Origin of the sequence: Streptomyces barkulensis, from assembly GCF_002843305.1 — a bacterium.
GTDB classification, from domain to species: Bacteria; Actinomycetota; Actinomycetes; order Streptomycetales; family Streptomycetaceae; genus Streptomyces; species Streptomyces barkulensis.
This window is the reverse complement of sequence record NZ_PGSG01000073.1, coordinates 16624-37620: the sequence shown is the minus strand read 5'-3', so window position 1 is coordinate 37620 and position 20997 is coordinate 16624. Positions and strand designations below refer to the sequence as shown.

Annotated in this window: 18 protein-coding genes; 8 read left to right on the top strand and 10 right to left on the bottom strand. The window is 72.9% G+C overall.

The window, feature by feature from the left end; translation table 11 throughout:
• Nucleotides 1-33: 33 nt before the first annotated feature.
• On the top strand, nucleotides 34-879 hold the full coding sequence (locus CUT83_RS14320) for a phosphatase PAP2 family protein (protein ID WP_101256224.1): 846 nt from the start codon (nucleotides 34-36) through the stop codon (nucleotides 877-879).
• Between the two features lie 410 nt (nucleotides 880-1289).
• Here the strand turns inward: CUT83_RS14320 and CUT83_RS14315 are convergent, their stop codons facing one another.
• From CUT83_RS14315 to CUT83_RS14300, 4 genes are all read right to left on the bottom strand, one after another.
• Nucleotides 1290-4493: a bifunctional [glutamine synthetase] adenylyltransferase/[glutamine synthetase]-adenylyl-L-tyrosine phosphorylase gene (locus tag CUT83_RS14315; protein ID WP_173915072.1), complete on the bottom strand. Its 3204-nt coding sequence runs from the start codon at nucleotides 4491-4493 to the stop codon at nucleotides 1290-1292.
• A gap of 85 nt (nucleotides 4494-4578) precedes the next feature.
• The gene (gene glnA2, locus CUT83_RS14310) at nucleotides 4579-5940 is read right to left on the bottom strand and encodes a gamma-glutamylpolyamine synthetase GlnA2 (RefSeq protein ID WP_093852419.1); all 1362 of its coding nucleotides are present in this window, start codon (nucleotides 5938-5940) and stop codon (nucleotides 4579-4581) included.
• 96 nt (nucleotides 5941-6036) lie between these two features.
• Nucleotides 6037-6669: a GNAT family N-acetyltransferase gene (locus CUT83_RS14305; protein WP_240958301.1), complete on the bottom strand. Its 633-nt coding sequence runs from the start codon at nucleotides 6667-6669 to the stop codon at nucleotides 6037-6039.
• A 71-nt stretch (nucleotides 6670-6740) separates the two neighbouring features.
• Entirely contained in the window at nucleotides 6741-7337 is a 597-nt protein-coding gene (locus CUT83_RS14300) for a Uma2 family endonuclease (RefSeq protein ID WP_101256222.1), read from the bottom strand.
• 160 nt (nucleotides 7338-7497) lie between these two features.
• Here CUT83_RS14300 and CUT83_RS14295 point away from each other — a divergent pair, with 160 nt between their 5' ends.
• Nucleotides 7498-9252, top strand: a complete 1755-nt coding sequence (locus tag CUT83_RS14295) for an NAD+ synthase (RefSeq protein ID WP_101256221.1) — start codon at nucleotides 7498-7500, stop codon at nucleotides 9250-9252.
• Nucleotides 9253-9674: 422 nt separating this feature from the next.
• On the opposite strand, the gene CUT83_RS14290 is transcribed toward CUT83_RS14295, so the two are convergent.
• The 4 genes from CUT83_RS14290 to CUT83_RS14275 all read right to left on the bottom strand — a co-directional run bounded on the left by CUT83_RS14290 (nucleotide 9675) and on the right by CUT83_RS14275 (nucleotide 14786).
• Complete coding sequence (locus tag CUT83_RS14290) at nucleotides 9675-10946, bottom strand: MFS transporter (protein ID WP_101256220.1); 1272 nt, start codon at nucleotides 10944-10946, stop codon at nucleotides 9675-9677.
• 202 nt (nucleotides 10947-11148) lie between these two features.
• Nucleotides 11149-12195 (bottom strand): endonuclease/exonuclease/phosphatase family protein, encoded by a 1047-nt coding sequence (locus CUT83_RS14285; RefSeq protein WP_101256219.1) that lies wholly within the window; start codon nucleotides 12193-12195, stop codon nucleotides 11149-11151.
• A 291-nt stretch (nucleotides 12196-12486) separates the two neighbouring features.
• Nucleotides 12487-13098 (bottom strand): TetR/AcrR family transcriptional regulator, encoded by a 612-nt coding sequence (locus CUT83_RS14280; RefSeq protein ID WP_101256218.1) that lies wholly within the window; start codon nucleotides 13096-13098, stop codon nucleotides 12487-12489.
• Nucleotides 13095-14786, bottom strand: a complete 1692-nt coding sequence (locus tag CUT83_RS14275; RefSeq protein WP_101256217.1) for an MFS transporter — start codon at nucleotides 14784-14786, stop codon at nucleotides 13095-13097. The genes CUT83_RS14280 and CUT83_RS14275 overlap by 4 nt, the downstream gene beginning before the upstream one ends.
• Nucleotides 14787-14958: 172 nt before the next feature.
• On the opposite strand from CUT83_RS14275, the gene panB reads away from it, so the two are divergent.
• The 3 genes from panB (at nucleotide 14959) to CUT83_RS14260 (ending at nucleotide 17231) form a co-directional block, all read left to right on the top strand.
• Nucleotides 14959-15816 (top strand): 3-methyl-2-oxobutanoate hydroxymethyltransferase, encoded by an 858-nt coding sequence (gene panB, locus CUT83_RS14270; protein WP_101256216.1) that lies wholly within the window; start codon nucleotides 14959-14961, stop codon nucleotides 15814-15816.
• Nucleotides 15817-15982: 166 nt separating this feature from the next.
• Nucleotides 15983-16393 (top strand): Hsp20/alpha crystallin family protein, encoded by a 411-nt coding sequence (locus tag CUT83_RS14265; protein ID WP_101256282.1) that lies wholly within the window; start codon nucleotides 15983-15985, stop codon nucleotides 16391-16393.
• A gap of 61 nt (nucleotides 16394-16454) precedes the next feature.
• A complete protein-coding gene (locus CUT83_RS14260; protein WP_101256215.1) occupies nucleotides 16455-17231 on the top strand; it encodes a site-2 protease family protein in 777 nt (258 codons plus the stop codon).
• Here the strand turns inward: CUT83_RS14260 and CUT83_RS14255 are convergent.
• Entirely contained in the window at nucleotides 17218-17439 is a 222-nt protein-coding gene (locus CUT83_RS14255) for a hypothetical protein (RefSeq protein ID WP_101256214.1), read from the bottom strand. The genes CUT83_RS14260 and CUT83_RS14255 overlap by 14 nt on opposite strands.
• 494 nt (nucleotides 17440-17933) lie before the next feature.
• Between CUT83_RS14255 and npdG the strand changes: the two genes are divergently transcribed.
• Nucleotides 17934-18650, top strand: a complete 717-nt coding sequence (gene npdG / locus CUT83_RS14250) for an NADPH-dependent F420 reductase (RefSeq protein WP_101256213.1) — start codon at nucleotides 17934-17936, stop codon at nucleotides 18648-18650.
• A 337-nt stretch (nucleotides 18651-18987) separates the two neighbouring features.
• Here npdG and CUT83_RS14245 read toward each other — a convergent pair whose 3' ends face one another.
• Nucleotides 18988-19215 (bottom strand): hypothetical protein, encoded by a 228-nt coding sequence (locus CUT83_RS14245; protein WP_101256212.1) that lies wholly within the window; start codon nucleotides 19213-19215, stop codon nucleotides 18988-18990.
• A 53-nt stretch (nucleotides 19216-19268) separates the two neighbouring features.
• On the opposite strand from CUT83_RS14245, the gene map reads away from it, so the two are divergent.
• Both map and CUT83_RS14235 read left to right on the top strand, forming a co-directional pair.
• The gene (map, locus tag CUT83_RS14240; protein WP_101256211.1) at nucleotides 19269-20126 is read left to right on the top strand and encodes a type I methionyl aminopeptidase; all 858 of its coding nucleotides are present in this window, start codon (nucleotides 19269-19271) and stop codon (nucleotides 20124-20126) included.
• A gap of 123 nt (nucleotides 20127-20249) precedes the next feature.
• Entirely contained in the window at nucleotides 20250-20915 is a 666-nt protein-coding gene (locus CUT83_RS14235) for a biliverdin-producing heme oxygenase (RefSeq protein ID WP_101256210.1), read from the top strand.
• The last annotated feature ends 82 nt before the right edge of the window (nucleotides 20916-20997 follow it).

The following is a 20997-nucleotide window of genomic DNA, read 5'->3' as shown; positions in this document are numbered from 1 at the left end:
GTCGGGGTCCGGATTCTGGCAGACTGGCGCACCATGGGGGCTACGATCGCGAGGACGACAGAAGAAACCAGAGTGACCGATGTCGCTCCGGCAGATGAACACACGGTTGCTCCGGCTCCGCGCCGCACCGTGTCCCAGCGCATCCGCGTGCCCCGCAGGCCCCGGATCTGGTTCGAGATCACGCTGATCGCGATCAGCTACTGGACGTACTCCATGATCCGCAACGCCGTGCCGGAGCAGGAGGCGCAGGCCCTGCGGAACGCCGACTGGCTGTGGGAGGCCGAGCGCGCCCTCGGCATCGCCGTCGAACAGTCCCTCAACCACGCGGTCAACGGCGTCACCTGGCTGATCGTGACGATGAACTACTACTACGCCACGCTGCACTTCATCGTCACCATCGGCGTCCTGGTCTGGCTCTACCGCAGACACCCGGGCCGCTACGCCGCCACCCGTACGGTCCTGTTCGCCACCACGGCCGTCGCCCTGCTCGGCTACTACCTCTACCCCCTGGCTCCGCCGCGGCTGATGGAGAGCGTGCACTTCATCGACACCGTCAAGGTCCACGGCACCTGGGGCTCGATGGCCTCGGGCGACATGGCCAACGTCTCCAACCAGTACGCGGCCATGCCGTCGATGCACATCGGCTGGTCGGTGTGGTGCGGCATCACCCTCGCCCTGTTGGCGGCGCCGCTGTGGGTGAAGATCCTCGGATGGCTCTACCCGGCCCTCACCCTGGTGGTCATCGTCTGCACCGCCAACCACTTCTGGCTGGACGCGGTCGGCGGGCTGGTCTGCCTGGGCATAGGCTTCGCGGTCTCCTGCGCCTGGTACGGCGCCCCGGCCCACCGCCTCCCCCGCCTGATCCCCGCCTCGCCCTAGCCCCACCCACGGGAGAAACCCCTCCCCCGCGCCGGGGGCTCGCTTCGCCCGGGTGACGACCACGCGCCCGCACCCGGACAACGGGCCCGCACCACCCCGGACCCGCACCCGGGCGACGGCGGGAGGGGACGGGGAGGGGCGGACGTTCCGGACACTCAAGTATTATTTGCGGCCAATAGGCGCTTCACGCAACGGTGTACGGAACGGCCGTAAATAATACCGTCCGGAATGTTCGCCCCGGACCGGCCCCGACCCCCGCACACACCCGGCCCCCACCGCACCGCGCCCCCACCGCCCCACCGGCGGAACCCGCGCCCCAGAACGCACCCCCACCGGCGGAGCCCGCCCCCAGGGCGAACCCGCCACCGGCGGAACCCGCCCCCAGGGCGAACCCACCACCGGCGAAACCCTCACTCCACCCCGTAGAACAACCGGTCCACCACCCCCCGGGCACGCCGCGTGATACGCCGGTAGTCCTCCAGCATCTCGCCCACGTGCCCCGGCTCGTACCCCAGGTAGCGTCCGACGGCGGCCAGCTCGCGCGGCTCGGAGGGGAAGGTGTCGCCGGGCCGGCCGCGCACCAGCATCACCGCGTTGCGCACCCGGGTGGCCAGCAGCCACGCCTCGTCCAGGGTCGCCGCGTCCTCCCCGCCGATCAGCCCGGCGTCCCGCGCGGCGGCCAGCGCGGCGCGGGTTCGGGTGGTGCGCAGCCCCGGCACCTTCGCTCCATGGCGCAACTGCGTCAGCTGGACCGTCCACTCCACGTCCGACAGCCCGCCCCTGCCCAGCTTGGTGTGGGTGGTGGGGTCGGCGCCGCGCGGCAGCCGCTCACCCTCCATCCGGGCCTTGAGGCGGCGGATCTCCCGCACCGCGTCCTCCTCCAGGCCGTCCTCCGGATAGCGCAGGGGGTCGATCAGCTCGACGAAGCGGCGACCCAGGTCCGCGTCTCCCGCCACCGGTTCGGCGCGCAGCAGCGCGTGCCGCTCCCACACCTGCGACCAGCGGCGGTAGTAGGTCCCGTAGGAGGCCAGGGTGCGCACCAGCGGGCCGCTTCTGCCCTCCGGCCGCAGGTCGGCGTCGATGAGCAGCGGCGGGTCGGAGCTGGGGAGCTGCAGGAGGCGGCGCATCTCGCCGGCGACGGCGAGGGCCGCCTCGCCGGCCTCCCGCTCGTCCACACCCTCGCGCGGTTCGTGGACGAACAGCACATCGGCGTCGGAGCCGTAGTTCAGCTCTCGGCCCCCGAAGCGGCCCATGCCGATGATCGCGAAGCGGGTGGGCAGGGTGTCGCCCCAACGGGCGTCCACCGCCGCCCGCAGGGCGCCGGCGACGGTCGCGGCGTTCAGGTCGGACAGCGCCTCCCCCACCCGGTCCACGGCGGCCGCGACGCCCTCGGCGTCCCCCGCACCACCACCGGCACCACCCCCCGAACCGCCTACCGCACCACCACCGGCACCACCCTGCGCACCACCACCGGCACCACCCTGCGCACCACCACCGGCACCACCCTGCGCACCACCGCCCGACCCACCCGAGCCCCCCTCCGCCCCACTGCCCGAAGCACCCTCCGAACCACCCTCCGAACCACCGGAACCGCCCCCGCTCCCCGCCTTGTACGCGCCGATGACATCGGCGGCGGCGGTACGGAACAGCTCGCGCCGCCGCACCCCGCGGACGGCGGTGACGGCCTGCTCGGACCCGTCGGCCCGGCCGACGGCCGCCAGCGCCTCCTGGGCCAGCGCCTCCCGGCCGCGCGGCCGCAGCCCGCCGGGGTCGCCGAGCAGGGCGACGGCCTCGGGGGCGCGCAGCAGCAGGTCGGGGGCGAGCCGCCCGGCCGACAGCACCCGGGCCAGGTTCTCCGCGGCGGCCCCCTCGTCCCGCAGCAGCCGCAGGTACCACGGCGTCTGGCCGAGCGCGTCGGAGACCTTGCGGAAGCCCAGCAGCCCGGCGTCGGGGTCGGCGGAGTCGGCGAACCAGCCCAGCAGCACCGGCAGCAGGGTGCGCTGGATGGCGGCTTTGCGGCTGACCCCGGAGGTCAGCGCCTCCAGATGGCGCAGGGCGGCGGCCGGGTCCGCGTAGCCGAGCGCCTCCAGGCGCTGCCGGGCGGCTCCGGCCGACAGCCGGACCTCGCCGGGCGCGAGCTGGGCGACGGCGTCCAGCAGCGGCCGGTAGAAGATCTTCTCGTGCAGCCGCCGCACCACGGCCGCGTGCCGCTTCCAGGCGCGGGTCAGCTCGGCCACCGGGTCCTGGCGGAAGCCCAGGCAGCGGCCCAGCCGGCGCAGTTCGGCCTCGTCCCTGGGCATCAGATGGGTGCGGCGCAGCCTCTGGAGCTGGATGCGGTGCTCCAGGACCCGCAGGAAGCGGTACGCGTCGCCGAGCGCGGCGGCGTCCTGGCGGCCCACGTACCCGCCCGCCGCGAGGTCGTCGAGCGCGGCCAGCGTGGTGGGGCTGCGCAGGGAGGTGTCGCTGCGCCCGTGGACGAGCTGGAGGAGCTGGACGGCGAACTCCACGTCGCGCAGGCCCCCGGGGCCGAGCTTGAGTTCGCGGTCGAGTTGCGCGGCGGGGATCGTGGCGACCACGCGGCGGCGCATCTGCTGCACGTCGGTGACGAAGTTCTCCCGCTCGGCGGCCTGCCACACCATCGGGGCCAGGGCCTCGGTGTACTCACGGCCCAGTGCCGGGTCGCCGGCCACCGGGCGGGCCTTGAGCAGTGCCTGGAACTCCCAGGTCTTGGCCCAGCGCCGGTAGTACGCCAGATGGCTGGACAGGGTGCGCACCAGCGGGCCGTTGCGCCCCTCGGGCCGCAGGTTGGCGTCCACCGGCCAGATGGTGCCCTCGGCGGTGGTGTCGGAGCAGATCCGCATCATCCGCGCGGCGAGCCGGGTCGCGGCGCGCAGCGCCTCGCTCTCCCCGTCGCCGTCCCCCGCCGCTGCCCCGGCGGGCTCGGCGACGAAGACGACGTCCACGTCCGAGACGTAGTTGAGCTCGCGTCCGCCGCACTTGCCCATCCCGATCACGGCCAGTCGGCACGCCCGCGCGTCCTGCGGCTCCTCGCGCCCGGCCATCGCCAGGGCGGCGCGCAGGGTGGCGGTGGCCAGGTCGGCGAGCTCGGCGGCGGTCTCGTCGACCGTCGTGGTGCCGCACACGTCGCGGGCGGCGATGGTGAGCAGGGCGCGACGGTAGGCGACGCGCAGCTCGTCGGGGCCGTCCGCACCGGCGAGCGCGGCCTCGAACTCCTCTACGCCCGGGTGGAGGTCGGCCGTCTCGTAGGAGTGGAGGGCCTGCCAGTCGTCCGGGTGGCCGGCGAGGTGGTCGCCGAGCGCCTCGGAGGCGCCCAGCACCCCCAGCAGCCGGTCGCGCAGCGGCTTGGCCGCCAGCACGGTGCCCAGCAGCGTCTGCCGCCCGGCCTCGTCGGGCTGGGCCTCCACCAGGCGGACGAAGGACAGCAGCGCCTGGTCGGGGTCGGCGGTGGCGCCGAGCGCGTCGAGGAGCACCGCGTCGTCGCGCACCCGGGTCAGGGCGGGTGAGTCCAGCAGGCGGACGGCCGCCCCCGGATCGGTGAACCCGCGCCGCACGAACCGTCCGAACCGGCTGTCCCGCCGACCGCCCTGCACCACTGTGGCCTTGCCTCTCGCCGCTGCCGCCGTACCGCCCCGCCGTACCGCTCCGCCGTGCTGCCCCGCGTACCGACCCGCCGTCCCGCTACAGCACCGGCAGGGACTTGCGCAGCTCGAAGGCGGTGACCTCGGAGCGGTACTCCTCCCACTCCTGCTTCTTGTTGCGCAGGAAGAAGTCGAAGACGTGCTCGCCCAGGGTCTCGGCGACCAGTTCGCTGCGCTCCATCAGCGCGATCGCCTCGCCCAGGTTCTGCGGCAGCGGCTCGATGCCCATCGCGCGGCGTTCGGCGTCCGACAGCGCCCACACGTCGTCCTCGGCGCCGGCCGGGAGCTCGTAGCCCTCCTCGATGCCCTTGAGTCCGGCCGCGAGCAGCACCGCGTAGGCCAGGTAGGGGTTGGCGCCGGAGTCCAGGGAGCGCACCTCGATGCGGGTGGAGCCCATCTTGCCCGGCTTGTACATCGGCACGCGGATCAGCGCGGAGCGGTTGTTGTGCCCCCAGCAGATGTAGGAGGGTGCCTCGCCGCCGGCGCCCGCGGTGCGCTGGGCCCCGCCCCAGATGCGCTTGTAGGAGTTGACCCACTGGTTGGTGACGGCGGAGATCTCCCCGGCGTGCCTGAGCAGCCCGGCGATGAAGGAGCGGCCGACCTTGGAGAGCTGGTACTCGGCGCCGGACTCGTGGAAGGCGTTGCGGTCGCCCTCGAACAGCGACAGGTGGGTGTGCATCCCGGAGCCGGGGAACTCCGAGAACGGCTTGGGCATGAACGTCGCCTGCACTCCCTGCTCCAGCGCGACCTGCTTCATCACCAGCCGGAACGTCATGATGTTGTCGGCCGTCGACAGGGCGTCGGCGTACCGCAGGTCGATCTCCTGCTGCCCCGGGGCGCCCTCGTGGTGGGAGAACTCCACCGAGATGCCCATCGACTCCAGCATGGTGATCGCCTGGCGGCGGAAGTCCTGGCCGACGTGCTGCGGGGTGTGGTCGAAGTAGCCGGAGGAGTCGGCCGGGGTGGGCCGGGTGCCGTCCACCGGCTTGTCCTTGAGCAGGAAGAACTCGATCTCGGGGTGGGTGTAGAAGGTGAAGCCCAGGTCGGAGGTCTTGTTCAGGGCCCGCTTGAGGACGTAGCGGGGGTCGGCGTAGGAGGGGGAGCCGTCCGGCATCAGGATGTCGCAGAACATCCGCGCGGTGCCGGGGGCCTCGGCGCGCCAGGGCAGGATCTGGAAGGTGCTCGGGTCGGGCTTGGCGATCATGTCGGACTCGTAGACGCGGGCGAAGCCCTCGATCGCGGACCCGTCGAATCCCATGCCCTCGTCGAAGGCCTGCTCCAGCTCCGCCGGCGCGACGGCGACGGACTTCAGGAAGCCGAGCACGTCGGTGAACCACAGCCGGACGAACCGGATGTCGCGCTCTTCGAGCGTCCTGAGCACGAATTCCTGCTGCTTGTCCATGGTCACCCATCCTCGCTGGTCAGACGGCCCTTCCCCATGCCGCCCGGGAAGGGAGCGGCCCGCACACCAGTATCACGGTGAGGGGTTACCGTCACATTACGCCGACCCGGCCTCCGTGGACCTTCCCAGATAGGTGAGCGGGCCGGGGTCGGGCACCGACAGCTCGTGGAAGCCGAGGCGGTCGTAGAAGCGCCGCGCGCCGGTGTTCACCGTCAGCATGCCCAGATGGACGCGCTTCGCCCCCTCCCGGCGCAGGGCGTCCAGCAGCGTGCGCATCAGCGCCCTCCCGTGCCCCGCGCGCTGGTACGCGGGGAGGATGTCGATGTGGAGGTGCGCCGGGTGGTCGGCCAGTTCGGGCAGCACCATCCGCTCGGGTGTGTACAGCAGCTCGGTCATCCGCTCGTCCGGTGTCACCGGCCGCCGCGCCCTCGGATACCCGCCGGCCACCCGCGGCAGCCACTGACGGCGGAACGCCTCGGCGAACGCGGCGGTGTCGGCGGTGCCGATCGCGTACCCGACCGCGTGCCCGCCGTCGTCCAGCACGAAGGCCAGGTGCGGCGCGTGCCACACGTACGGGCCGGCGAAGAGGTCGCCCATCAGGTCCGGGTTCCGGTAGATCCCCCGCGCGTCGCCGCCCGCGTCGGCGGTGCGCACGCACACGTCGTACACCGCCTCCCGGTCCCGCGCCCGGTACGGCCGTACGAACGGCCCGCCACTGCTCTCGCCCACCGGGGCCTCCTTTCCTGGGAGCGCTCCCAGCATGACCGCACGAGCCCCGCGCGACAACCCTCCGGGAGCCGCTACCCCAGCCCCAGCACCCGGTCCGCTTCCAGCGTCACCGGCGCACCCACCGACTCCGGCAGCGTGAAGGACTCCCCCGGCGGATGTACCGCGTGCACGCGGTACTCCCCGTACTCCGGCTCGGTCAGCACATGCACCCGCCGGTTGCGGCGGTCGGCGATGACGTAGACGGGGATCCCGGCGATCGCATAGGCGGTGACCTTCTTCTTCAGGTCATTGCCGTAGTTGGAGGGGGTGACCTCCAACACCATCCGGAAGACCGCGGGGTCGTAGCAGTTGTGCTCGGCCCTGTGTTCGTCGAAGTCCGCGTCCACGACGGCCAGATCGGGAACGGCGTAGTCGAAGGGCCCGTCCGGCAGCCAGACGCCCACAGCCTGGATCACCCGGCTCTCCTTGCCATGCAGGCCCGCGGCCAGAAGCGGGACCATGATGTCGGTCAGGGCATCTCCATGGTGCCCGTCGGCGGGTGGTGTCACGGTGATCTCTCCCCCGATGATCTCGACGCGGTAGCCGGGGAGCCTCTGCGAGAGCTCCTCGGCCTCCTCCAGCAGGTTCGGCGCGTCGTCGCAGGGGTACTCGACTGCTGCGGCGGACATGGCATTCCTCCTGACGGCCGGTGGTCGAGGCCGTCATCGTAAGCCGGAAGCCCCCACCACACCTGGGACCGAGACCTTCACCCGAACGGGTGCGACACGCGGTAGCCGGGCCGGTCCCCGCCTCCCGGGATCGCGTCAGTACGACGATTAGACTGACCGTGTGCCTCAGCTACGACTCGCCCTGAACCAGATCGACTCCACCGTCGGCGACCTCGCCGGGAACGCGGACGCGGTCGTCCGCTGGACGCGGCACTCGGCCGAGCAGGGGGCGCACCTCGTGGCGTTCCCCGAGATGATGCTCACCGGCTACCCCGTCGAGGACCTGGCCCTGCGCCCGTCCTTCGTCCGGGCCAGCCGCTCCGCCCTCACCGCCCTCGCCGCCCGCCTGGCCGACGAGGGACTGGGCGAAATCCCCGTGGTCGTCGGCTACCTCGACCGGGCGGAGGAGGCCCAGCCCCGCTACGGCCAGCCCGCCGGCGCGCCCCGCAACGCCGCGGCCGTCCTCCACGGGGGCGAGGTCGTGCTGACCTACGCCAAGCACCACCTTCCCAACTACGGGGTCTTCGACGAGTTCCGCTACTTCGTCCCCGGCGAGACCCTGCCCGTGGTCCGGGTCCGCGGCGTCGACGTGGCCCTGGCGATCTGCGAGGACCTGTGGCAGGACGGCGGCCGGGTGCCCGCCGCCCGCGCCGCCGGGGCGGGCCTGCTGCTGTCCGTCAACGCCTCCCCCTACGAGCGGAACAAGGACGACACCCGCCTGGACCTGGTGCGCCGCCGGGCCCGCGAGGCCGGCTGCACCACCGCCTACCTGGCCATGGTCGGCGCCCAGGACGACCTGGTCTTCGACGGCGACTCCATCGTCGTCTCCGCCGACGGCGAGGTCATCGCGCGGGCCCCGCAGTTCGAGGAGGGCTGCGTCGTCCTCGACCTCGACCTGCCCGCCGCCGCGACCGAACCCCCCTCCGGCAACGTCTCCGACGGCCTGCGCATCGAGCACCGCACCCTGTCGGCCTCCCCCCTCCCCGCGTACGAGCCGCAGGTCACCGGCGCGGAGGCCCCCCGTATGGACGACGACGAGGAGATCTACACCGCCCTCGTCACGGGCCTGCGCGCCTACGTCCTGAAGAACGGTTTCCGCTCGGTGCTCATCGGGCTGTCCGGCGGCATCGACTCCGCCCTCACCGCCGCCATCGCCTGCGACGCGATCGGTCCGGAGAACGTGTACGGCGTCTCCATGCCCTCGCGCTACTCCTCGGAGCACTCCAGGGACGACGCGGCGGAGATGGCCCGCCGCACCGGCCTCAACTTCCGCACCGTGCCGATCGCCCCGATGTTCGACGCCTACATGGACTCGCTCCACCTCACCGGCCTGGCGGAGGAGAACCTCCAGGCCCGGCTGCGCGGCACCCTGCTGATGGGCCTGTCCAACCAGGAGGGCCACATCGTGCTCGCGCCGGGCAACAAGTCCGAACTGGCCGTCGGCTACTCGACCCTCTACGGCGACTCGGTCGGCGCGTACGGCCCGATCAAGGACGTCTACAAGACGACCGTCTTCCGCCTCGCCCGCTGGCGCAACAAGGCCGCCGCCGAGCGCGGCGGGACCCCGCCGATCCCGGAGAACTCCATCTCCAAGCCGCCGAGCGCGGAGCTGCGCCCGGACCAGGTGGACACCGACTCCCTCCCCGACTACGACGTCCTGGACCGGATCCTGGAGCTGTACGTGGACCTGGACCGGGGCCGGGAGGAGATCATCGCCGAGGGCTTCGACGAGGAGACCGTCACCCGCGTCCTGCGCATGACGGACACCGCCGAGTACAAGCGGCGGCAGTACCCGCCGGGCACGAAGATCTCCGCGAAGGGTTTCGGCAAGGACCGCCGCCTGCCGATCACCAACCGCTGGCGCGAAACCGGCTGACCCCGGCCCCGACGGCGGGCGCCCCACCACCGGGGCGCCCGAACGGGGCTCCCGATCCCGCCCGTTCCCCCCTGTAAGAGTCGACCGCCGGACGGAACCGGGCAGAGGCCGCCCACCCGCACCCGGGCGACGAGCCCGTGCCGCCCCCCGGGGCCCGGCCCGCACCACCCCACGCCCGCAGCCGGGCGACGGCGGGAGGGGACGGGAAGGGGCGGACGTTCCGGACACTCCGGGGTTCCCCATGCCGGAGGCCAGGGGCGTGATTTGCGGCCAATAGGCGCTCCAGGCAACGGTGCACGGAACGGCCGTAAATAATGCCGTCCGGAATGTTCGCCCCGGACCGGCACCGACCCCCGCACACACCCGGCCCCCACCGCACCCCCACCGCCCACGGCGGCCCCAGCCCTCAGTGGACGCCGCCCTCAGTGGACGCCGGCCCCGTCCCGGTCGCCCGCCTCCCGCGAGCCCGCCCAGCGGGCCACCACCCGCGACCGGCGCCCGGACGACGCCCCCCGGTCCAGCACCCCCGCCACCACGGCGATCACCAGCCCCACCACCGCCAGGCCCGCGCCCACCAGCGCCGGGGACGTCCACCCCCAGCCCGCCGCGATGGCCGTGCCACCGGCCCACGCACCGCCCGCGTTCGCCAGGTTGAACGCGGAGTGGTTGGAGGCCGCGGCGAGCGTCGGCGCGTGGCGCGCCTTCTCCATCACGAGCATCTGCAGCGGTGTGGTGGTCATGAACCCCACCGCGCCGATCACCACCACGGTCGCCATCGCCGCCCACGGCACGTGGACGGTGAACCGGAACGCCACCAGCACCAGCGCCAGCGAACCCAGCGCCCCGTACAGCGTGGGCCGCGGCGCGCGGTCGGTCAGCGGCCCCGCGGCCAGCGCTCCCAGCGTCATGCCGACGCCGAAGAGGGCCAGCACGACCGTCACCGACGACTCGGCCATCCCCGTGACCTCGGTGACCATCGAGGCGAGGTAGCTGTAGAGGGCGAAGACGCCCGCGAACCCGAAGACGGCCGTCAGCAGTCCGAGCAGCACCTGCCGGTCCCCCAGCGCCCGCACCTCGCGGCGCAGTTCACGAACCACGCCACCGCCACCGGCACCGGCGTCCCCCGCACCGCCGCCCCGCCGCTCCAGCGGCAGATACGGCACCAGCGCCGCCAGCGCCCCCATCGCGGCCAGCCCGATCACGGTGACGACCAGGAACGTCGCGCGCCACCCCAGTTGCTGCCCCAGTGCCGTACCGCCGGGCACGCCGACGATGTTGGCCACGGTCAGCCCCAGGAACATCGTGGCCACGGCCCGCGCCTGCCTGCCCTCCCGCACCAGGCGGGCGGCGACGACCGCGCCGACGCCGAAGAACGCGCCGTGCGGCAGCCCGGCCAGCACCCGTCCGGCCAGCAGCGTGCCGTAGCCGGGAGCGAGGGCGGAGGCGAGGTTGCCGATGGTGAACAGGCCCATCAGGGCGATGAGCATCCGCCTGCGCGGGACGCGGACCCCGACGGCGGCCAGGAGTGGGGCGCCGATGACGACGCCGATGGCGTAGGCGGAGACGAGATGGCCGGCGGCGGGCACGGAGACGCCCAGGTCGTCCGCGACGTTGGGCAGCAGGCCCATCATCACGAACTCGGTGGTGCCGATCCCGAAGGCCGCGACCGCGAGGGCGAGCAGGGCCAGGGGCATGGGAGAGCCTTTCGACGCGGAGGGTGGGTGCGCAGCAGACGCAGGACACAGGAAGCGGAACCGGTCCGCCCCGGACACGACCAAGTCTCGCAGCTTTTTGTTCCGGCACAAAACAAATAGGTGACAGCCGTGCCACAAACAGCGGACGGCCCGCCCCCGCACCGGGCGAGCCGTCCTCCGGAACCCTCGGACCGGCCGGGCCCTACCAGCTCACCGACGCCGCCAGCGGCAGATGGTCACTGCCGGTCGGCGGCAGCGCCCACGACGACACCGGCTCGACCCCCTTCACCATGATCTGGTCGATCCGGGCCATCGGGAACGACGCGGGCCAGCTGAACCCGAACCCGTCGCCCGCCGCGCCCTGCGTGGAGCGCATCTGCGAGGTGACGGACGCCAGCGCCCGGTCGTTCATCGTCCCGTTGAGGTCGCCCAGCAGCACCACCCGCCCGACGGACTCCGCCACGATGGCCTCGCCCAGCAGGTCGGAGGCGACGTCGCGCTGGCGGGCGGTGAACCCCGCCTCGAACCTCACCCGCACCGACGGCAGGTGCGCGCCGTACACGGCCACGTCCCCCCTCGGCGTGCCGACGGTGGCGCGCATCGCCCGCGTCCAGCCGATGCCGATGTCCACCGGCCGGGCGTCGTCGATCGGGTACTTGCTCCACAGCCCGACCGTGCCCAGCACCACGTGGTGGGGGTAGGCGTCCGCCAGCGCCTTCTCGTACTCCGCCACCGACCGGCCCGGCAGCTCCTGGAGGGACAGCACCTCGGCGCCGCTGCGCGCCAGCTGCCGCGCCGTACCGGCGGGGTCGGAGTTGTCGGCGTTGACGTTGTGGGTGACCACGGTCAGGTCTCCGCCGCCGGCGCGCTTGTCCGTGACCAGGCCGCCGAACAGGTCCGCCCAGACCACGGCGGGCAGCAGCAGCGCCACCAGCGCGGTGGCCGAACGGCGCAGCAGCGCGGCCAGGAGCAGCAGGGGGATCGCCAGGCCGAGCCACGGCAGGAAGGTCTCCAGCAGGCTGCCCAGGTTGCCGACCCGGTTGGGCACCCGGGAGTGCAGCGCCATCAGCAGCGCGACCAGCACGGCCAGCAGCGCGAGCAGCAGGCCGCGGCGCCACCGGCCCTCGCCGCCCGCCCGGGCGATCGCGCGCCGGAGGCGGGCGGCGAAGGAGGGGGCGGGGCCGGGGCGCCCGTCCACCTCGCCCCGCGACGTCTGCGACTCCGCCTCGGTCATGTACGCCCGTGCCATCCGCCGTCCTCACTTGCCGTCATCGCGAGGCCGCCGCCCCGGTCCGGCGTCCGGGTGGCGGCCGGTCTTGCCTGCCGGGCGCGCCGCACCGGGCGGCCCGTACGCCTGTACGTCTGCCAGGACGAACGCGGTCCTGCGGCGGGTTCCTGACCTTTCGGCAGCACCCGCCACTGTAACGAAACACGCACATTCCGGCACGGCGCACAGCCCCGCACAGCCCCGCACACCTCCGCGCCCCCGCCGAGAACGCGCCGGCCTCCTCAAGCCCCCCCTCAGCCCCCCTCTGCCGCGTCAGCCGCGCGGCCGGGCGCCGTCCAGCACCCCGTCCACGATCTGCTCGGCCAGCCCCTCGGGCAGCTCCCTCCACTCGTGCAGCAGCGCCCGCGACAGCATCGGCCCGGTGAACAGCTCCCCCAGCAGCTCGACGTCCAGGTCCGCGCGGATCCCGCCCTCGGCCACGCCGCGCCGCAGCACCGCGTGCAGCGTCTCGCGCCGGGCGCGGATCACGGTGTCGTGGTAGGCCTGCCACAGCCTCGGACGGCTGTGGAAGTGGCTCATCATGGTGCGCAGCAGCGCCGAGTCCCGCTTGGCCAGGCCCTTGCGCCGCAGCCCCTCCAGGATCTCCACCAGGTCCTCCCGCACGCAGTCGCCGCGCACCTCGGCCGGGGGTTCGTCCAGGGCCCGCATGACGTCCAGCAGCAGTTCGTCCCTGCCCGGCCAGCGGCGGTAGACGGTCGCCTTGCCCACGCCCGCCTCGCGGGCGATCCCCTCCATGGACAGCGCGCCGACGCCGGCCCCGCGCTCCAGCAGCCGCAGGGCGGCCGCGATGATCGCCCGGTCCGCGGCCGCGCTGCGCGGCCTGCCGCGCACGGCGCGCACCACCCCGGCGCCCTCCTCCCTCACCGCTCCACCTCCGCCTCCAGTGCGTCCCGCCCACGCCCCGCCCCGGGCACGCCCACCCCCTCTCCCCGGTCCTCCCGCTCGCCCTTCCCCTCCTCCCCTTCACCCCTCTCACCCATCCCCCCGCCCGGCGTTCCCCGCCTGCCCGGCATGAACAGCGCGACGACCACCGCACCGGCCAGGGCGACGGCGGCGGAGGCCACGACCGTGACGTGCATGGCGTGGACGAACGCCTCGTCGGCCCGCTCGGTCAGCGCCCGGCCCGCCGGGCCCATCCGCTCGGCCAGTGCCCGGGTGGCCTCGATGGACTCGCCCGCCGCGTGCCGGGCGTCCTCCGACAGGCCCGGCAGCCCGGCCAGTTCTGCGTCGATCCGGCCCCGGTAGGCCGCCGAGAGCAGCGAGCCGAGCACCGCGACGCCCAGCGCGCCGCCGACCTGCCGGAAGATGTTGTTGACCGCCGAGCCGGAGCCGGCCTTCTCGCGCGGCAGCGACTGCATGATCGTGACCGTGACGGGCGGCGTGACGTGCGCCATCCCGGCGCCCTGGACGACGAAGAGGACCTCCAGGACCCAGATCGGGGTGTCGGTGCCGAGCAGCACGAATGCCGCCATGGTCGCGGCGACCGCCAGCAGGCCGGCCGCGCAGGTGGCCCGGGCGCCGAAGCGTTTCACGGCCAGCTCGGCCCGGGAGGCGAAGAAAAGCTGCGAGGCGGCGAGCGGGAGCAGCAGCAGACCGGTCTGGAAGGGCGTGTAGCCGCGCACGCTCTGGGTGTAGAAGACCATGAAGAACGTCACGCCCATCAGCGCGAAGAACACCAGCGCCACGGCGGTTACGGCGGCCGAGAAGGGCGGCTCGCGGAAGTACCGCATGTCCAGGGCCGGGTGCCGGCTGCGCCTCTCGTGGAGCACGAAGCCGGCCAGGACGGCGAGGCCGCCGCCCACCGTGAGCAGCACCTCGGGGTCGGTGAAGTCGGCGAGCTGCCCGCCCTTGATGACGCCGTACACCAGCAGCACCAGGCCGACGACCGACAGCAGTACGCCGGGGACGTCGGGGCGGCCGGGCGCGGGGTCCCTGGAGTCGGGGACGAGCACGGCCATCGCGATCAGCGCGACGATCACGATGGGCACGTTGACCATGAAGACCGAGCCCCACCAGAAGTGCTCCAGCAGCAGGCCGCCGGTGGCCGGCCCCACGGCGATGGCCGCGCCGACGCTCCCGGTCCAGATCCCCATGGCCCTGGGCTGCTCGTCGCGTTCGAAGACGTTCATCAGGACGGCGAGCGTGGAGGGCATCACCAGGGCGCCGCCGACGCCCATCAGCGCACGGAAGGCGATCAGCTCGCCGGGCGAGCCGGACAGTCCGGCCAGCACCGATCCGGCGCCGAACAGCGCCAGGCCCGCCAGCAGCACCCGCTTGCGTCCGTAGCGGTCACCGAGCAGGCCCGAGGTGAACAGCAGCCCCGCGAAGACGAGGGTGTAGGAGTTCACCGCCCATTCCAGCTGGCTGTGGGTGGCGCCGAGTCCGGTGGGGGGCGGGGTCGCGATGGTCTTCATCGCGACGTTGAGGATCGAGTTGTCCAGTACGACGATCAGCAGGCTGAGCATCAGGACGGCCAGGATCGCCCAGCGCCTGCGGTGCACGGCCTCCGGGATCACCGAGCACGGCGGCGCTTCGGAATCAACTGCACTCATCGCCACAGATTAGGACATTTACGATACGAACCCGTCTCGTATCGTCACGCGCTCCCCCGTGTCGCACCGCGGCGGCCCCTCTTCCCTCCCGCCCGGCGGTAGTGCCACCATGGACGCGGATCCGGGGACGCCGTGAGGGCGCCTCGAGACGACGAACACAGGAGCCGGCGCAATGACGCATGCCCAGCAGGCAGCCGACAGCAGCAAGGCGCTGTACGGCGGAACGCAGCAGCGACGCATCACCGTGAGGGACCTGGCCGCCGCCAAGCAGCGCGGCGAGAAGTGGCCGATGCTCACCGCGTACGACGCGATGACCGCGTCCGTCTTCGACGAGGCGGGCATCCCCGTCCTGCTCGTCGGGGACTCGGCGGGCAACTGCCACCTCGGCTACGACTCCACGGTGCCCGTCACCATGGAGCAGATGGCCATGATGTCCGCCGCCGTCGTACGCGGCACCCGGCGGGCGATGGTCGTCGCCGACCTCCCCTTCGGCTCGTACCAGGAGGGCCCCGTCCAGGCCCTGCGCAACGCCACCCGCCTGGTGAAGGAGGCCGGCGCCGGCGCGGTGAAGCTGGAGGGCGGCGAGCGCTCGCTGGCCCAGACCGAGCTGCTCGTGCGGTCCGGCATCCCCGTGATGTCCCACCTGGGCCTGACCCCGCAGTCGGTCAACGCGCTGGGCGGCTACTACGTCCAGGGCCGCGGCGACGAGGCCGCCCACCAGCTCCTGCGCGACGCCAAGGCCGCCCAGGACGCCGGCGCCTTCGCCCTCGTCATGGAGATGGTGCCGGCCGAGCTGGCCGCCGAGGTCACCCGCTCCCTGGGCATCCCGACCATCGGCATCGGCGCCGGCCCGGACTGCGACGCCCAGGTGCTGGTCTGGACGGACATGGCCGGCATGACGTCGGGCCGGATGCCGCGCTTCGTCAAGCAGTACGCGCGGCTGCGCGAGACGCTCGGCGACGCGGCGCGCGGGTTCGCCCAGGACGTGGTCGGCTCCGCCTTCCCCGCCGAGGAGCACACCTTCCACTGACCGGCGGCGGCCGGCCCTCCCCCACCGGCCACCACCGGTCCTCCCGCGGCGGCCCGCCGACGGCCTTCCCCCGGCCCGTCGGCGGGCCGCCCGTTATGTTCGCCCGCACCCGGATACCCGCCACGGCGCACGGACAGGCCACGAGGAGGGAGGCACTCCCGTGAAGATGCCAGTACGACGCGACCCGCGCAGCGAGTTCGAGAACCTGTGGTCCGAGGTGGGCCGGTTCTTCCAGCAGGGCACCACGCCCACCGGTGAGCGGCCCTGGGTGCCGCTGGTCGAGGAGGAGGAAGCCGAGGACGCCTATCTGGTGCGGGCCGAGCTGCCCGGCATCCCGCGCGAGAACGTCTCGGTGGAGCTGGACGCCAACGAGCTGCACATCACCGGCGAGCTCGAGGAGGAGCACCACGGGAAGGTGCTCAGCCGCCGCACCGGCCGGTTCTCCTACCGCACCATGGTCCCGCACGACATCGACGAGGACGCGGTCTCGGCCGACCTGGCCGACGGGGTGCTCACCGTACGCATCCCGAAGTCGCCCCAGGGCAAGCGGCGCACGATCGACATCAGCGCGCAGTAGGCCGGCCGGGCACGGGCCCCGGCTCGTGCCCCGCCGCCCGCGCCGGGTACGGTCTGGCCCCATGAACAGACAGGTCAGCCCCGTGTTCCTGGGGCTCGTCACCGTCATGGGGGTGTCGGCCTGGGGCGTGTGGGCGGGCTACGCGGCGAGCACCGGCTTCGCGGTGTTCCTCTTCGTCGTCTCGGCCTGGATCGTCTCCCTGTGCCTGCACGAGTACGCGCACGCGCGCACCGCGCTGCACGGCGGCGACATATCCGTCGGGGCCAAGGGCTACCTCACCCTCAACCCCCTCAAGTACACCCACGCGATGCTGAGCATCGTCCTGCCCGTGGTCTTCGTGATCATGGGCGGCATCGGCCTCCCCGGCGGCGCGGTGTTCATCGAGCGCCACCGCGTCCGCGGCCGGCTCAAGCACAGCCTGATCTCGGCGGCCGGCCCCCTGGTCAACGCCGCCCTCGCCCTCGCCCTGGTCACGCCCTTCCTGCTGGGCCTGCTGGACGACGCGCCGATCGCGTTCCGCTGCGCACTGGCCTTCCTGGCGATGCTCCAGGTCACGGCCGCGATCCTCAACTTCCTGCCCGTCCCCGGCCTGGACGGCTACGGCGTCATCGAACCGTGGCTATCGCTCAAGGCCCGCCGCCAGATGGAGCCCTTCGCGCCCTTCGGTCTCCTCGCGGTCTTCGCCTGCCTGTGGATCCCGGAGGTCAACGCCGTCTTCTGGAACGGCGTCGACGCCGTGATGGCGGCTCTGGGCGTCTCCTGGCAGGAGGTCGCCTACGGGCTGCGGTACTTCCGCTTCTGGGAGGGCGAGCCCCAGAACGTCTTCATCCCCCGGTGACGCCGTTCGCCTCGGCCGCGGCCCGCTCCAGCCTGGCGCGGCGCACGTAGTACCAGGCCATGTTGGACGACAGTCCGGCCAGCAGGACCCAGACGATCCCCACCGGCCAGGCCCCCCGGACGAAGGACACCACCGCCGCGACGACGGCGAGGCCGCAGACGACCAGGGCGAACAGGGGCAGTCGTCGGGTCGGGGACGAGGGGGCCATGGGGACGGGCTCCTGAGGGTGCGGCGTTACGACGGTCCCCATTGTCCCCCATCCTCGCCCACACCCCCCGCGCCGGGGCCGCCCCGCCCACCGGCGGAACCCGCCACCGCGCCGGCCCACCGGCGCGACCGGCACCACGCCCGCACCCGGAGCCCGCACCACCCCGCACCCGCAGCCGGGCGACGGCGGCCCGACGCCGCCTCGCGCCCGGCCCGCACCGCCACGGACCCGCAGCCGGGCGACGGCGGGAGGGGACGGGGAGGGGCGGACGTTCCGGACACTCAAGCGTTATTTGCGGCCAATAGGCGCTTCAGTCAGCGGTGCACGGCAACGGCCGTAAATAATGCCGTCCGGAATGTTCGCCCCGGACCGGCACCGACCCCCGCACACACCCGGCCCCCACCGCACCCGCACCCCACCGCACCCTGGGCCCCACCGCACCCGCACCCGCACCCCACCGCACCCCGGCCCGCAAACCCTGGCAGGATCGGAGCATGACCTCCAACGATGCTTCCGCAGACGCCCCGAAGAAGGCCCCCGCCAAGGACCCCTGGGAGCTGCCGGACGTCTCCGGCCTGGTGGTCGGCGTGCTGGGCGGCACCGGCGACCAGGGCCGCGGTCTGGCGTACCGGCTGGCCCGGGCCGGCCAGAAGGTGATCCTCGGTTCGCGGACCGCCGAGCGCGCACGGGCCGCGGCCGGGGAGCTGGGCCTGGGCGTGGAGGGCGCCGACAACGCCGAGTGCGCACGCCGCAGCGACGTGGTGATCGTCGCGGTGCCGTGGGAGGGGCACGCCGCCACCCTGGAGAGCCTGCGCGAGGAGCTGGCGGGCAAGCTCGTCGTGGACTGCGTCAACCCGCTCGGCTTCGACAAGAAGGGCGCCTACGCGCTGAAGCCGGAGGAGGGCAGCGCCGCGGAGCAGGCCGCCGCCCTGCTGCCGGACTCGCGGGTGACCGCGGCCTTCCACCACCTGTCGGCCGTCCTGCTCCGGGACCCGGAGATCGAGGAGATCGAGACCGATGTGATGGTGCTCGGGGAGGTGCGGGCCGACTGCGAGATCGTCCAGGCGCTGGCGGGGCGCATCCCGGGGATGCGCGGCGTGTTCGCCGGCCGGCTGCGCAACGCGCACCAGGTGGAGTCGCTGGTCGCCAACCTGATCTCGGTCAACCGGCGGTACAGGGCGCACGCGGGGGTGCGGCTCACCGACATCTGAGCGTGTACCGGGGTGCGGTGGGGGCCGGGGTGCGGTGGGGGCCGGGGTGCGGTGGGGGCCGGGTGTGTGCGGGGGTCGGTGCCGGTCCGGGGCGAACATTCCGGACGGCATGATTTACGGCCGTTCCGTGCACCGCTGACTGAAGCGCCTATTGGCCGCAAATCACGCTTGAGTGTCCGGAACGTCCGCCCCTCCCCGTCCCCTCCCGCCGTCGCCCGGCTGCGAGCGGACGGTGGCGCGGGCCGGGCCCCGGGGGTGGTGCGGGCTCGTCGCCCGGGCGCGGGTGTGTGGCCCGCGCGGGGCGGCGCCGGGTCACGCCGGTGGGCGGGTGCGCCGCTCACTCGGTCTCGTCCCGCGGGGCGGGCTCGTTCCAGCGCGGATCGTTCTCCCACCGTTCGTTGCGCTCGCGGGCCGTGTCCATCGCCTGCTCGGCCTCGGCGCGGGTCGCGTACGGGCCCAGGCGTTCCCTGGCCGGGCACTGGGGGCCCTCCTCGACCGTGTGGTGGGACAAACAGTAGAACCACTCGCCGGGCTTGCCTGTCGCCTTGCGCTTGAAGAGTGCCATGTGGTTCATGCTGCCCTGCCAGGGCGTCGCCTATCACGGTTAGACTCGCGCACATGTCTGGCCAGTCGCTTCTCGTTCCCGGCACCGTCTCCCCGCACCGCGGTGTGCCCGCCTCGATCCCCCGCCCGGAGTACGTGGGCAAGGACGCCCCGACGCCGTACACCGGTCCCGAGGTGCAGGACGCCGAGACGGTCGAGAAGATGCGGATCGCGGGGCGGATCGCCGCCCGCGCCATGGCGGAGGCCGCCGGGCACATCGCTCCCGGCGTGACCACCGACAAGCTGGACGAGGTCGCGCACGAGTACCTGTGCGACCACGGCGCCTACCCCTCGACGCTGGGGTACCGGAAGTTCCCCAAGTCGCTGTGCACCTCGGTCAACGAGGTCATCTGCCACGGGATTCCGGACTCCACCGTTCTGCGCGACGGCGACATCGTGAATCTGGACGTGACGGCGTACATCCACGGTGTGCACGGTGACAACAACGCCACCTATCTGTGCGGGGAGGTGGACGAGGAGTCGCGGCTGCTGGTGGAGCGGACGCGCGAGTCGCTGAACCGCGCGATCAAGGCGGTGCGGCCGGGCCGGCAGATCAACGTCATCGGCCGGGTCATCGAGTCGTACGCCAAGCGCTTCGGTTACGGGGTGGTGCGCGACTTCACCGGGCACGGCATCAACAGCTCGTTCCACTCGGGGCTGATCATCCCCCACTACGACGACCCGCGGGCGACGACGGTGATGAAGGCGGGCATGACGTTCACCATCGAGCCGATGCTGACGCTGGGCACCCACGAGTGGGACATGTGGGAGGACGGCTGGACGGTGGTGACCAAGGACCGGAAGCGGACGGCGCAGTTCGAGCACACGCTCGTGGTCACCGACTCGGGGGCGGAGATTCTGACACTGCCCTGACGGTTTTCCGACAAGCTGTCGGCAAGACGTTGACTTGCGGGCCCGGTCGGCGAGAATCGGTCGGGTCCGGCGGTGCTCTTGTGGCGCCGTCCTCTTGTGTCGTCTGGTCCCCGGAGGCCCGCCTTGGTCGCGTCCGCCACGACTCCGTTCTCCGTCCTCATCCGTGAGGCCTCCCGGCAGCAGCACACGGAGGCGGAGGGTTCCGCGTTCATGGGTGCCCTGCTGGGCGGCGGGCTGGGGGTGGAGGCGTACCGGCGGTACACCGAGCAGCTCTGGTTCGTCTACCGCGCTCTGGAGGACGGGGTGGAGGGGCTGGCCGGTGATCCGGTGGCAGGACCGTTCCTGCGGCCCGAGCTGGCCCGTACCGCCGCCCTGGAGCGTGATCTGTCCCATCTGCACGGCGGGGAGGGCTGGCGCGGGTCGCTGGTCCCGCTGCCGGCGACGGCCGCGTACGCCGGGCGGATCGCCGAGCTGGTGCGTCAGTGGCCCGGTGGCTATGTCGCGCACCACTACACGCGTTATCTGGGCGATCTTTCCGGTGGCCAGATCATCCGGGGGAAGGCCGAGAAGGCCTGGGGGTTCGCGCGCAGGGGCGACGGTGTGCGTTTCTACGTCTTCGAGGGGATCGACAATCCGGCCGCGTTCAAGCGCGAGTACCGGGCGGCGCTGGACGCGGTGCCGGCGGACGATCTGGAGAAGCAGCGGATCGCCGAGGAGTGCCGGCGTGCCTTCGCGCTGAACACCGCCGTCTTCCGCGAGCTGGGTGAGGAGTTCCCGCTCAGCGCCTGAGGGTTCCGGAACCGATTCGTGTCGCACCTCTTGACGCGGCGTCGGCGGCGACGGTTGGTTGGGAGCGCTTCCACACCAGACC